Source organism: Streptomyces sp. NPDC033845 (assembly GCF_055576225.1).
The window spans coordinates 391,448-404,207 of sequence record NZ_JBVIRI010000002.1; the positions used below are offsets into that span (position 1 = coordinate 391,448).

The 12,760-nt window shown below is 75.8% G+C and carries 10 protein-coding genes; 6 read left to right on the plus strand and 4 right to left on the minus strand.

Features of this window, described 5'->3' with window-relative positions; translation table 11 throughout:
- The first annotated feature begins 30 nt into the window (after positions 1–30).
- The gene (locus tag ACZ50K_RS05845) at positions 31–354 is read left to right on the plus strand and encodes a DUF6191 domain-containing protein (RefSeq protein WP_468897924.1); all 324 of its coding nucleotides are present in this window, start codon (positions 31–33) and stop codon (positions 352–354) included.
- Between the two features lie 116 nt (positions 355–470).
- Here ACZ50K_RS05845 and ACZ50K_RS05850 read toward each other — a convergent pair whose 3' ends face one another.
- From ACZ50K_RS05850 to ACZ50K_RS05860, 3 genes are all read right to left on the minus strand, one after another.
- The gene (locus tag ACZ50K_RS05850; RefSeq protein WP_468897926.1) at positions 471–1,727 is read right to left on the minus strand and encodes a Tm-1-like ATP-binding domain-containing protein; all 1,257 of its coding nucleotides are present in this window, start codon (positions 1,725–1,727) and stop codon (positions 471–473) included.
- Between the two features lie 55 nt (positions 1,728–1,782).
- Positions 1,783–2,283, minus strand: a complete 501-nt coding sequence (locus tag ACZ50K_RS05855) for an NUDIX hydrolase (protein WP_468897928.1) — start codon at positions 2,281–2,283, stop codon at positions 1,783–1,785.
- 65 nt (positions 2,284–2,348) lie between these two features.
- Entirely contained in the window at positions 2,349–3,383 is a 1,035-nt protein-coding gene (locus ACZ50K_RS05860; RefSeq protein WP_468897930.1) for a cation diffusion facilitator family transporter, read from the minus strand.
- Between the two features lie 157 nt (positions 3,384–3,540).
- Between ACZ50K_RS05860 and ACZ50K_RS05865 the strand changes: the two genes are divergently transcribed.
- The 4 genes from ACZ50K_RS05865 to ACZ50K_RS05880 are packed head-to-tail and all read left to right on the plus strand — an operon-like array spanning position 3,541 to position 9,899.
- Positions 3,541–6,012, plus strand: a complete 2,472-nt coding sequence (locus tag ACZ50K_RS05865) for an FHA domain-containing protein (protein ID WP_468897932.1) — start codon at positions 3,541–3,543, stop codon at positions 6,010–6,012.
- 8 nt (positions 6,013–6,020) lie between these two features.
- Complete coding sequence (locus ACZ50K_RS05870; protein WP_468897934.1) at positions 6,021–6,752, plus strand: hypothetical protein; 732 nt, start codon at positions 6,021–6,023, stop codon at positions 6,750–6,752.
- Positions 6,752–7,798, plus strand: a complete 1,047-nt coding sequence (locus ACZ50K_RS05875) for a serine/threonine-protein kinase (protein ID WP_468897936.1) — start codon at positions 6,752–6,754, stop codon at positions 7,796–7,798. Before ACZ50K_RS05870 ends, ACZ50K_RS05875 begins: the two co-directional genes overlap by 1 nt.
- Positions 7,776–9,899, plus strand: a complete 2,124-nt coding sequence (locus ACZ50K_RS05880; protein ID WP_468897938.1) for a SpoIIE family protein phosphatase — start codon at positions 7,776–7,778, stop codon at positions 9,897–9,899. The genes ACZ50K_RS05875 and ACZ50K_RS05880 overlap by 23 nt, the downstream gene beginning before the upstream one ends.
- Positions 9,900–9,952: 53 nt before the next feature.
- Here ACZ50K_RS05880 and ACZ50K_RS05885 read toward each other — a convergent pair whose 3' ends face one another.
- Positions 9,953–11,167 (minus strand): streptophobe family protein, encoded by a 1,215-nt coding sequence (locus tag ACZ50K_RS05885; protein WP_468898485.1) that lies wholly within the window; start codon positions 11,165–11,167, stop codon positions 9,953–9,955.
- Between the two features lie 207 nt (positions 11,168–11,374).
- Between ACZ50K_RS05885 and ACZ50K_RS05890 the strand changes: the two genes are divergently transcribed.
- Complete coding sequence (locus ACZ50K_RS05890; protein WP_468897940.1) at positions 11,375–12,760, plus strand: DUF6777 domain-containing protein; 1,386 nt, start codon at positions 11,375–11,377, stop codon at positions 12,758–12,760.

Below are 12,760 nucleotides of genomic sequence, written 5' to 3' on the forward strand. Positions count from 1 at the left end.
CCCAGCGGACCGTTCGGTTACCGTCGGGCCATGGGATTCGTCGTCTTCATGACCCTGCCGGGCCTGGCCCTCGTGCTCACCGCGGTGGCCTTCCTGGACTTCGCCCTGGTCCGTGCGGGCCGGGCCGGGCTGCTGCCGTGGCGGTGGGGCGGCCGTCAGGGGCAGATCTCCGCCACCGGGTTCGAGCAGCTGCACGCCGGGTTCTCGCCGGGCAAGCAGAACGAGCTGGAGGAGCGCCGGAGCGCCCGGCTGGTCCGGGACGACGAGGAGGACGGGGCGCCGCCGCGCGGACGGATCGACCTGGACTCGGGGACCGCGCTGATCCGGGTGACGGGCCGCCGGGCCCGGTCGTAGGAGCGCGCGGGGGCCACGGGGCCACGGGCCGCGGTGGACCGGGTGACGGCCGTGGCGGCGGGCGTGGTGGAGGTGGTGCGCCGGGGCGTGGTGTCCGGCGCACCGGGGGCGTGCGGTCAGGCGGCCTCGCGGGTGCGGCGCTCGGTGATCAGGGCGTGCAGTCGGTCGGCGGCGGCCCTTCCGAAGGCCGGGTCGTTGATGTGGGTGTCGTAGTCGACCAGGGCCGCCCCGCTGTCCCGCAGCCCCTCCCGGAGGGCGTCGAACAGGGCGGTGTCCGCCGCCGGATCGTGGTACGGGCCGTCCGGCGCGCCCAGGGTGGACAGTCCGCGCAGCGGTACGCAGACGGTGGTGGGGCCGGTGGCCGCCCGCAGTTTGGCCGCCACCCGGCGGCCGAGCTCCGCGCATTCGGCCGGGGTGGTCCGGATGACGGTGATCGACGGGTTGTGCACCCGGACCCGCCGGTAGCGGACCCGTTCGGGGAGGTTCTCCAGCGGCCCGAACTTGACCATGTCCAGGGCGCCGAGGCTGACCACCTGCGGCACCCCGGCCCGGCCCGCGGCGCTGAGCCGGTCCGGTCCGGCGGTGAGGATCCCGCCGCACAGGTCGTCGGCGAGCTCGCTGAGGGTGAGGTCGAGGACCCCCGCGAACACGCCCTGTCCGGCGAGCGCCTCCAGGGTGCGGCCTCCGGTACCGCTGACGTGGAACACCAGTACCTCGTAGCCGAGTTCGGTGAGGCGTTCACGGGCCGCGTCCACCCCGACGGTGGTCACTCCGGCCATGCTCGCGGCGATCAGCGGCCGGTCGCCGCCGAGGGCCGGACCGGGTCGTTCGGCGGCCGACCGGGCGTGCGCCCGGGCCATGCCGGCCGCCGCGGCCACCGCGTTGGCCAGGATCGGCTCGGAGACCCGGTTGATCCCGGCGATGTCCACCACGCTGTACATCATGGTGATGTCGGAGGACCCGACGTAGGGGGAGACGTCCCCGGAGGCCATCGAGGAGACCATCAGTTTCGGCACGCCCAGCGGCAGCGCCCGCATGGCGCGGCTGGCGATGGAGGTGCCCCCGCTGCCGCCGATGGCCAGGACCGCGTCCAGCCTTCCCTCGGCGTGCAGCCTCAGTACGGTGGCCTCGGCGCCCCGGGCCATCGCGGTGACGGCGGTGCCCCGGTCGGCGGCCGCCCGTAGTTCCGACAGTTCCGTTCCGGCCGCGCGGGCCACTTCCTCGCGCGGCACGTCGGCGGCCACCCGGGGCTCGCCCATCACTCCCGTATCGACCAGGACCACTTCGACGCCGGCACGCAGCAGCCGCTCGCGCAACCAGCCGTACTCCACACCCTTGGTGTCCAGGGTTCCCACCAGCACGACGTTCGTCATATGTGCAATGTCCACGCATACGGGACTTCTGACAAGGCCGCCGACTCCGCCCGGATCAGGCCGAGTTCGAACCGAGCTCGGTCAACAGCCTTTCCAGGAAGGCGTTCTGGGCGACGACCAGCCGGCCGCGGGCCCCCTCCGGGGTGAACCAGGCGACCCGGTCCAGCTCCGGGAACTCCTCGGTCCGGCCGGAGCCGGGCGGCCATTCCATGCGGAAGGTGCCGGGCCGCATCAGGGCCGGGTCGAGGTCCGCCTCCACCGCCCAGACCGTGACCAGCTTGCCGTTGCGCTGCCGTACCTCGCCCAGGGGCAGGTACGGGCCCTCCGGCGGAGGCAGTCCGATCTCCTCGGTGAACTCCCGCCGGGCGGCGTCCCGCGGCGACTCCTCCGGACCGTACTCGCCCTTGGGGACGGACCAGGCGCCGAACTCGCGCCGTTCCCAGAACGGCCCGCCCATGTGCCCGAGCAGCACCTCCACGCCCGGGGCCTGGTCCCGGCCGGCGGTGCGCCGGAACAGGAGGAGCCCGGCGCTGCGCTTCTGTCGTGTCGCGGCCATGGGCCATCCCTTCCCCGCGGGACACCGGTTCAGGCGCCGGCGGCCGTGGCCCGGCCGCCGGGCGTTCAGTGGTGGTGCGGGCCCTCCCGGTGCACCGGGCCGTGCGGGGCCGAGCAGTGCGGGTCGGTGGGCGAGCCGCTCTCGCCGGCCCGGCCGACCCACAGCAGGGACTCCTGGGCGTGGTCCACCTGGAGGGTGGTGTGGGTGATCCCGTAGTCGGCGCCCAGCAGCTTCTCCAGATCGCGGCGGACGGCGTGGCAGTCGCTCTCTGGCTCCACCAGGACGTGCGCGGACAGGGCGGCCTCACCGGAGGTGATCGTCCAGATGTGCAGGTCGTGGACCTCGGTCACCGGGCCGTGGGCGACCAGCCGGTCGCCGACCGCGTCCGGGTCCAGATGGGCGGGGGCGGCCTCCAGGAAGATCCGCCCGGACGCGTGGACCAGCCCGTATCCGGCCTTCACCATCAGCGCCACCACCACCAGCGTGGCGATGGCGTCCGCCTGCACGAACCCGGTGGTGACCACGATCAGTCCGGCCACCGCGGTGCCGATGAACGCGAACAGGTCGTTGAGGATGTGCTGGTAGGCGCCCTCGACGTTGAGCGAGGTGCGGTTCGCCCGGGAGATGCACCAGGCGGCGATCACATTGACCACGATCCCGGCGAGGGCCGTGCCGAGCACCAGCCCGCCCTCGACCTGCGGCGGGTCGATCAGCCGGCGCACCGCCTCGTAGGCCAGCCAGGCGCCCAGCAGGAGCAGGGTCAGTCCGTTGGCCTGCGCGGAGAGTATCTCCGCGCGCTTCAGCCCGTAGGTGAAGCCGCCGCGGGCGGGCCGGGCCGCCAGCCGCATCGCGATCAGCGCGAGGACGATCGAGACGGCGTCGGTCAGCATGTGCGCCGCGTCCGAGATCAGGGCCAGGGACTGGGCGAGGATGCCGATGACCACCTCGACGGCCATGAACGCGCAGATGAGTCCGAGGGCGATGCCCAGCCAGCGGCGGTCGGCGTCGGCGGACACCCCGTGCGCGTGCCCGGCGTGGCCGTCCGGCCCGCCGTGATCATGCGCGTGTTCGTGCGCGCGGTCGTGGTCGTGTGCGCCCATGGCTTCCCCCGCTTGTTCGGTTCCCGCTCCGACGGGTGAAGTGAAGCGCACCTTTCCGGGATCGGCAAAGGCTGCAACGGGGACCGTTGTCATTCCCTATAAGAAGCCTCTGACCTGCGGTTATGCTCGCGCGGAAGGATCGTGGGAAAATCTGCTCATGGTCCAGCGCCCCGGTGTGCCGACCGCTCCCGAACTGGTCCTGGAGACCGACGGGGGCACCACGGTGATGAGTCCCGGACGGGTCTACCGGGTGGGCCGGGACCCGCTGAGCGAGGTCTTCCTCGACGACGCCCGGGTCTCCTGGCACCACGCGAACCTGCACGCGGACGGCGACCACTGGACCCTGGAGGACGAGGACAGCACCAACGGCACCTGGGCGGACGGCCGCCGCGTCCACGAGTGGTGGGTGGGGCCGGGCAGCGAGCTCCGCTTCGGCAGCGAGGAGGACGGGCCCCGGGTGCGGCTGCGCGCCGAGACCCGCCCGCCGCCCGCCGCACGCCCGGCGGCCCCCTCCGGCGGGACCTTCCTCCGGCCGACCAGCATCCGTCCGCTGCCCGGCCCGGAGGCCGCGCGGAGCACCGTACGGATCGGCCGGGCCGCCGACAACGACCTGGTCATCGACGACCTGGTGGTCTCCCGCCGGCACGCCGAGCTCCGCGCCCTGCCCGGCGGCGGCCATGAGATCGCCGACCTCGGCAGCCACAACGGCACCTACCTCAACGGCGCCCGGGTGGGCCGGGCGGCCGTCGCCGACGGGGACGTCATCGGCATCGGCCACTCCGCGTTCTGCCTCTCCGGGGGCACCCTCCGGGAGTACGTGGACACCGGCGAGGTGACCCTGGACGTCCGGGACCTCACCGTCCGGGTGGACCACGGCCGCAAGACCCTGCTGGACGGGGTGTCCTTCCCGCTCGGCGCCAAGTGCCTGCTGGCCGTGGTCGGACCCAGCGGGGCCGGCAAGTCCACCCTGCTCGGCGCCCTCACCGGGCTCCGGCCCGCTGACGAGGGCTCGGTCCGCTACGACGGGCGCGACCTCTACCGCGACTACGCCGAACTCCGCAGCCGCATCGGGCTGGTCCCCCAGGACGACATCCTGCACGCCCAGCTCGGCGTCCGCCGGGCCCTGTCCTACGCGGCCGAACTCCGCTTCCCCGAGGACACGGCCGCCGCCGAACGGGAGGCCCGGGTCGACGAGGTGATCCGCGGCCTCGGCCTGGAACAGCGCGCCGGACAGCCCGTCCACAGCCTCTCCGGCGGCCAGCGCAAACGGGTCTCGGTCGCCCTGGAACTGCTCACCAAGCCGTCCCTGCTGTTCCTGGACGAACCCACCTCCGGACTCGACCCGGGCATGGACCGGTCGGTGATGCACATGCTGCGCGGGCTCGCCGACGACGGCCGCACCGTCATCGTGGTCACCCACAGCGTCCTGAGCCTGGACGTCTGCGACCGGCTGCTGGTGCTGGCCCCGGGCGGCCGGATCGCGTACTTCGGCCCGCCCGCCGAGGCGCTGGGCTTCTTCGGGTACGCACAGTGGCCCGAGGCCTTCGAGGCCTTCGAGAACCTGCGCGACCGGGACTGGGCGGGGGAGTACCGGGCCTCGGCGCAGTACCGCCGGCACATCGCGGGCGCCGCCGGGGCCGCGGCCGCCGCCGCGGCGGCCGTACCGGCCTCGGTGGCCGCCGGCGGCACCGGGCCCGCGGCGGCGGCGCCGTCCCCGACCCCGTCCCCGACTCCCTCCCCGTCCCCGACTCCCTCCCCGTCCCCGACTCCCTCCCCGACCCCGACTCCGTCCACGGCCCCGCGTGCGCGGGCGGCTCGGAGCCGGTCCGGGCAGCTGTCCACCCTGGTCCGCCGCTACGCGGCCGTACTGAGCGCCGACCGCACCTTCCTGGCCATCATGGTCGCCCTGCCCTTCGTGATGGGGGCCATGGCGCGGGCCCTCGCCGGATCCCGGCTCACCCGGGAGAGCGCGCTGAACGCCCTGCTCATCCTGTGCGTCGGCGGAGTCCTCACCGGGGCCGCCAACGCGGTGCGGGAACTGGTCAAGGAACGGGCGATCTACCGGCGGGAACGGGCCGTCGGCCTCTCCCGGCCGGCCTATCTGATGTCCAAGGTGATCGTCCTGGGGGCGGTCACCGTCGCCCAGGCGGTGGTGCTCACCCTGGTCGGCCTCGCCGGGGTCGACCTCGGCGCCCCGGACGGCCGGGGGGTGCTGATGCCCCCACTGGTCGAGATCACCCTGGCCGTGGCCCTGCTGTCCTTCACCGCGATGATGCTGGGCCTGCTGGTCTCCGCCCTGGTCCGCAAGGAGGAGGTCACCATGCCGCTGCTGGTGCTCCTCGCCATCGTGCAGGTGGTGTTCTGCGGGGCGCTGCTGAAGCTCGACGGCGTACCGGTGATCGAGCAGCTGGCCTGGCTGGTGCCGTCCCGCTGGGCGCTCGGCGCGATGGCCGGCACCATCGACCTGGGCGCCACCGTGCCCGGCGAACTCACCCGGGACCCGCTGTTCGCCCACACGGCGGGGGCCTGGCTGCTCGACATGGGGATGATGGCCGGGCTGTCGGTGCTGTTCGGGGTCCTGGTGGTCCGGCTGCTGCGCCGGCACGAGCCCGTGGTCATGCGGAAGTAGCGGCCGCGATGACCCGCGCCGACGTCACCGATCCAGGTTCCGGTTCCGGGTCCGATCCCGCGTCCGGTTTCGGTTCCGGTTCCGGGTTCCGGCCCACCCATGTGGTGCCCCCGGAGGGGCTGGCCGCCTGGGCGGACCAGGACGGGGTCCGGCCCACCAGCCCGCTCGACCCGTTCCTGCCGGTCCGGGTGCTGGAGCGGGCCGGGGACCGGGCGCTGATCGGCTGCGCCAACGGCTGGTCCGCCTGGGTGGACGGCCGGCCGCTGGTGGCGGTGCCGCAGCCGCCGCCGGCCGCCGGGGGCGGCCCGCCCGGCCGGTCCGCCGACCCCGGGCCGCTGCTGGACCGCACCGCCGCCGCCCTGGACCGCTACCGGCGGGCGGCCGGCGGCGGGGACCCGGCGGAGTTCCGGCGGGCGACGGCGGGACTGCGGGCCGGGGTGGTGGTCGACGGCGGCCGGGTCTGGGTGTACGACCCGGCGGCGGACCGCTGGATGTACGGGGACGGGACCGACCTGACCCCCGGACCGCCCGGATCCGACCCCCGGGGCCCGGCCCGCGCGCACCCGCTCCCTGGGGACCCGGGCGGTGAGGACCCGGGCGGTGAGGACCCGGGCGGTCAGCACCCGGTCCGTGCGGACCGGGGGCAGGCGGCGGCGCCGGGCGAGGCCGGGCAGCCGGGGGAGCCGGACCGGGCGGGGCACCCGCCGACCCGGGTCGTGCCCACGGCGGGTGACGGCTGATGGCCGCGGGGCTCCCGGCCGGACGGCCCCCGGACCTCCTCGGCCGGCGGATCGCCGGCTACCGGGTGGACGAGGAGATCGGCCGCGGCGGCATGGCCGTGGTCTACCGGGCGACGGACCTGCGGCTGGACCGCACCGTGGCCCTGAAGCTGCTGGCCCCCGAACTTGCCCGCGACGAGACCTTCCGGCGGCGCTTCGTCCACGAGTCGAAGACGGCCGCCTCCCTCGACCACCCGCACATCGTCCCCGTCTTCGAGGCCGGCGAGACCGAGGGCCTGCTCTACCTCGCCATGCGCTACGTCCCGGGGCCCGACCTCCGCGCCCTGCTGGACCGTACCGGCCCGCTGCCCCTGGACACCGCCCTGCGGATCGCCGCCCAGGTGGCCTCCGCGCTGGACGCCGCCCACGCCCGCGACCTGGTGCACCGGGATGTGAAGCCGGGCAACGTCCTGATCGCCGAGGGCACCGACGGCGACCACCCCGAGCACGTCTACCTCACCGACTTCGGCCTCACCAAACGGTCCCTGGCACTCACCGGGTTCACCACCGCGGGGCAGTTCGCCGGCACCCTGGACTACGTCTCGCCCGAGCAGATCTCCGGCAGGCCGGTGGACGGCCGCTGCGATGTCTACGGCCTGGGCTGCGTGGTCCACGAGATCCTGACGGGCGAGCCGCCGTTCCGCCGGGACGAGGACATGGCCGTGCTCTGGGCCCACCAGTACGAGCCCCCGCCCCGGCTCGGCGAGCGCAGGCCCGGCCTGCCCGCCGCGCTGGACGGGGTGCTGGCCCGGGCCCTGGCCAAGGACCCCGGCGACCGGTGGGCCGGCTGCCAGGAGTTCACCGCCGCCCTCCGCGAGGCCGCCGGGAGCGGCGGTGCCATCCGTGGCGGTGCCGTCCGTGGCGGTGCCGCCAGCGACCGGGAGGGTTCGCTTCCCCCGGTCCCGCCACCGCCCCGCTGGGCCCTGCCGGTGATCCGTCCGGCCGGGCCCGCCGGGCCGGATCCCGCCGGAGAGGAGGCCTCCGGTGCCGGAGCCGCCACCCGATGAGCCGCCACCCGCTGAGCTGCCCCCGGAGGAGTCGGCACCCGGTGACCGGGGGGCCCGTGCCGCGCAGCTGCGGTCCGAGCCGGGCTCGCTGCTGGAGCAGGTCGCGGTCGCCGTGTTCGGCATCGACCAGGAGGAACGGGTCTGCTACTGGGGCCCCGGCGCCCACGGCCTGTTCGGCCACCGCGCCTCCGAGGTGCTGTCCCGGCCGGCCGCCGACCTGTTCCCCGTCCCGCCGCCGGGCGAACGCGGTGCGGCCGCCCGGCTCACCGAGGAGGCCCGGCTGCACGGCTACCGGCGGATCAGGCTGGCCGCCCGGCACCGCGACGGCAGCGCCTTCGACTGCGGGTTCCGGGTGTTCCCGCTCACCGACCCGGCCGGCCGCTCGGTGGTGCTCGGGCTGGCCAGCCGCAGCTCCGAACTGGACCGGGTGAAGACCAACCTGTCCTTCCTCGACTCCCTGTTCGAGACCTGTCCGATCGGGCTGGTGATGCTCGACGAGGACCTCCGCTACGTCCACCTCAACCAGGCCCTCGCGGACATGGACGGGATGCCCCTCGCCGACCACCTCGGCCGCCGGATGGACGAGATCATGATCACCGACGACGGGGGCGCCTATCTGGAACTGCTCCGCCGGGTCGCCCGGGACGGCCGCCCGGTGGCCGGCACCCTGGTCGGCCTGCGCACCCCCGGCCGCCCCGACCGGCACCAGGTCCGGTCCGTCAGCTTCTTCCCGCTGACCGGAGCCGGTGACACCCGGCGCGGGCTCGGCGGACTCCTCGTCGACGTCACCGACCGCGAGCAGGCCATCCTGGACGCCACCGCCGCCCGGCAGCGCCTGGACCTGCTCGACCGGGCCTCCGCCCGGATCGGCACCACCCTGGACGTGGACGTCACCGCCCGCGAACTCACCGAGGCGGCCGTCCCCGCCTTCTGCGACGCCTCCGTCGTGGAACTCGTCGACCGCGCCGAGGAGGACGGCGGGTTCGCCCCGGAGCTGCCCCTGACCACCCGCCGGATCGCCGGACTCACCACCCTCCCGCCGCCCGCCGGGGAACTCGTCGGCGGACCGGAGACGGTCACCTACCCGGCGGGCTCCCACATCCACGAGATGCTGCGCACCGGCCGCCCGGTCAGCTTCCCCGTGGACGCCGAGTTCGTCCTGCGCACGGTCGCCCACCGGGACCGCGCCCGGCTCCTGCTGGCCAGCGGCCTCTCCTGCATCCTGATCGCCCCGCTGGTGGCCCGCGGCACGGTCCAGGGCCTCGCCATGTTCGGCCGGTCCGCGGACCGGCCCGCCTTCGCCGCCGCCGACCTCAGCCTCGCCGGGGAACTCGCCTCACGGGCCGCCCTCTGCCTGGACAACGCCCGCCTCTACAGCCGGGTCCAGGACATCGCGCTCACCCTCCAGCAGGCCCTGCTGCCCACCGCCCCGGCCACCAGCCCGCACCTGGACGTGGCCCACCGCTACCGGCCCGGCAGCCGGATCACCGAGGTCGGCGGCGACTGGTACGACGTGATCGGTCTGCCCGGGGACCGGGTCGCGCTGGTGGTCGGCGACGTGATGGGGCACGGGGTGCCGGCCGCCGCGGCCATGGGCCGGCTCCGGCTCACCGCCAAGGCCCTGGCCCGGCACCACGAGGACCCCGCCGACCTGCTCGCCGAACTCGACCTCTTCGCCCGCGAGGGCGGCATCGAACTCGCCACCTGCCTCTACCTGGTCTACGACCCGCACACCGGCTGCGCCCGGGTCGGCAACGCCGGGCACCTGCCGCCGCTGCTCCGGCACCGGGACGGCACCGTCCTCCCGCTGTGGCCCCCCGACCAGGTCCTCGGCGTCCCGCTGGGAGTGGGCGGGGTCCCCTTCCGGTCGGTGCGGGCCGAACTGCCGGAGGGCGCGGTCCTCGCCCTCTGCACCGACGGCCTGGTCGAGGCCCGCGGCAGGGACATCGACGCCGGACTCGACGCACTGCGCCGCGAACTGGCCGAGGCCCCCGGCGCCCTGGAAGCCGCCGCGGACCGGATCCTGTCCCGCCTGCTCCCCGCCGCGGCCACCGACGACACGGTCCTCCTGCTGGCCAGGGTCCACCGCACACCCCCGTGACCCACCCCGGCCGCGCCACCGCGGGGGCCGGGCGGGCCCGGCGGGCCGGCCGGTCAGGGCCGGGTTCCCTTCGCCCCGGCAGGGCCGCGGGGATCCGGGGCGGCTTCGCCGTGGTGGTGGAGCGGGCGGGCCAGCAGGGCGCCGAGATACCCGGCCAGGGCGCCCCAGAGCAGGGCCAGGCCCACCGTTCGCCACAGGACCGGCCGGAGCTCCACCGAGCCGCCCGACCCGCCGGCGTCGCCGATGCCCAGCAGCGACAGGCCGTAGGCCGCCCGGACCTGGCCGAGCAGGCACACCACCAGCACCGCCAGGGCCAGCGCCACGCCCAGGTGCAGGGCGTGCTGCCAGGGGCGGATCCGGGCGGAGGAGCGTACGGCCGCCAGGAAACCGGCGCCCAGCAGCATCAGGACCGCCACCACCGCCAGCCACCAGGCCCGCGGATCGCGCTCGGCGAGGGTGCCCAGGTCCACGGTCGACCCGTCGGCGGTGCGCAGCACCTCGTCCAGCGGCTTCGGCACGGGCAGCCCGAAGGGGCCCCGCGCCCCGCCCTCCCAGGCCCCGCCGAAGCCCACCGTGAACGCCGGCCAGACCAGGTTGGGCAGCCCCAGGAGCAGCACCGCCAGGGTTTCCGGGGCCTGGTCCCGGGTCACCGCCACCACCAGGCCGATCAGCACGCCGAGCAGGACGTACGCGAGCAGCAGGACCACCGTGGCGTGCGCGGCCGGGCGGACGGCCTCGTGGAAGCGGACCAGCCGGGCGGGCAGCGGAGCGCTCCGCGACACCAGCAGGGTGATCAGCAGCAGGCCCAGGATCCACAGCAGCCCGAAGCCGAGGGTGGCGGGCAGGTTCGCCCGGAAGCCCACGGTGGGCGAGGAGTCCAGCAGGTCGGTGATGGTGCCGAGCGGGGAGCCGTCGGTGGCGAGGCCGAAGGTGTGCCGGGAGCACAGCGCGAACCCGGTCAGCAGGAGCAGCCACAGCAGGACCAGCGGGGCGGCCCGGCCCAGGAGTTCGCGCGGTCCGGCCACGGCCCGGCCGCGCAGCGGCCGCAGGAAGCGGGCTCCGGCGGCCAGTGCCCCGGCCAGGCTGACGGACAGCGGCAGTACGGACAGTTCGGCGTCGGCATCGGCCAGGAAACCGGCCCCGCCGGTGAGTTCCACGGTTCCGCCGGCCGCCAGTACCACCACCGCGGCCACCACCCGGGGGAAGGCCCCGCCGGGGAGTTCGCCCGCGCCGGCGAAGGCCAGCCCGGCCGCGGCCACCGCGGTCATCGCCACGAAGCCCGCCAGCACGGCGAGCAGGGCGTCACGCCAGGAACGGCTCACACGCAACCGTAGGCAGCCCCGGCCGGGCGTCACCACCTGAACGGCGCACACGGTGGTGCGGGCGGGCGGGGGATGTCCGGACACTGCAAGGGACAGTACGGCGAGGCCGTCGCGGCCGGCCGGGACCGGAACATCCCCGTACGGGAGGCCCCAGTGACCACCCAGCCCTCGGGCACCCCGCCCCCGGCCGACCGTCCGGCGGGCCCGCCCACCGGCCACCCCACCGGCCCTCCGGCCGGCCCGCCCACGGGGCCGCCGTCCGGTCCGCTCTCCGGCGGCGCCGGACCCCCGGAGCCGCCCCCGGGCGGGCCCCCGCCGTCCGGTCCGGGCGGCGGGCGGTGGTGGTCGGGGCCCCGGCTTATCGCGCTGGCCGTGGCCGCGGCCGTCGCCGTGGTCCTCGCCGTGGTGCTCACCCGCCCCGACAGGACCCCGGTCACCAGCGGAGAGCTGTTCCTCCAGCCGGCCGGTTCGGCGGGCGAGGACCCGTTCACCGAGTCCACCGCCACCGGCCCGGACGGCGGTACCGAGCCACCGCCCCCGCCCACGACCACCAGCCCCACCAGTACCGGCACCGGTACCGCCCCGGGCGGGATCCTCACCACCCGACGGATCAGCGGGGGCGAGCCGGGCCTCTACGGCGGCACCAAGGACACGGCCAGCTGCGACGTGGAACTCCAGATCCGGGTGCTGGGCGCCGTACCCGCGAAGAACGCGGCCTTCGCCGCCGCCCTGGGCATCGCCCCGACCGCCGTCCCCGACCACCTGCGCTCCCTCACCCCGGTCCGGCTCCGGCTGGACACCCGGGTCACCAACCACGGCTTCCGGTCCGGCCGGGCCACCCCCTACCAGGCTGTCCTCCAGGCCGGGACCGCCGTCCTGGTGGACGGCCGGGGGGTGCCCCGGGTGCGCTGCGCCTGCGGCAACCCGCTGGGCGAGCCGGTGGCGCTGCGACCCGACTCCGCGCGGCACGGCAAGCCCTGGGAGGCCTACCAGCCGCGCGGGGTGGTGGTCATCGCCCCCTCGACCACCAAGATCGACAAGATCGTGATCTACGATCCGGAGGACCGCCGCTGGTACGAGCGCCGGCCCGGACACCGGCCGCCCCCGGACCGCCCGGTGCGACCGCCGGTGCGGCCCACCCCGACGGCCAGCGACGGCACCGGCGTGCCCTCGCCGCTCACCCCGCCACCGCTCACCGACCCCTCCGGGGACGGCAGGTCCACCGGGCCCGGCACCCCCAGCGACGGCCCCGGCAGCTCGCCGCCGCCGCCCGCGCTCACCGACCGTACGCAGTCCCCGCCCGCGCCGCCCTCACCGCCCACCTCCGCCCCGGCGGAGGAACCGGCGAGCCCCGCGAGCCCCGCGCCGGAGAGTCCCGCCGACCGGGACCCCGGCACGGACCCGGACGGCACCGATCCGAGCGGTGCCCAGAACGGCCGGTCGAGCCCCGGCCCGAGCACCGGCCCGAGCACCAGCCCGAGCACCGAATCCGGCCCGAGCACCGAATCCGGTCCGGCCGCCGAGCCGCCCGCCCGCTGA

Coding starts and splice junctions, on each gene's coding strand:
- ACZ50K_RS05845 (WP_468897924.1), top strand. CDS start 31: ATGGGATTCGTCGTCTTCATGACCCTGCCGGGCCTGGCCCTCGTGCTC.
- ACZ50K_RS05850 (WP_468897926.1), bottom strand. CDS start 1,727: ATGACGAACGTCGTGCTGGTGGGAACCCTGGACACCAAGGGTGTGGAG.
- ACZ50K_RS05855 (WP_468897928.1), bottom strand. CDS start 2,283: ATGGCCGCGACACGACAGAAGCGCAGCGCCGGGCTCCTCCTGTTCCGG.
- ACZ50K_RS05860 (WP_468897930.1), bottom strand. CDS start 3,383: ATGGGCGCACACGACCACGACCGCGCGCACGAACACGCGCATGATCAC.
- ACZ50K_RS05865 (WP_468897932.1), top strand. CDS start 3,541: ATGGTCCAGCGCCCCGGTGTGCCGACCGCTCCCGAACTGGTCCTGGAG.
- ACZ50K_RS05870 (WP_468897934.1), top strand. CDS start 6,021: ATGACCCGCGCCGACGTCACCGATCCAGGTTCCGGTTCCGGGTCCGAT.
- ACZ50K_RS05875 (WP_468897936.1), top strand. CDS start 6,752: ATGGCCGCGGGGCTCCCGGCCGGACGGCCCCCGGACCTCCTCGGCCGG.
- ACZ50K_RS05885 (WP_468898485.1), bottom strand. CDS start 11,167: ATGACCGCGGTGGCCGCGGCCGGGCTGGCCTTCGCCGGCGCGGGCGAA.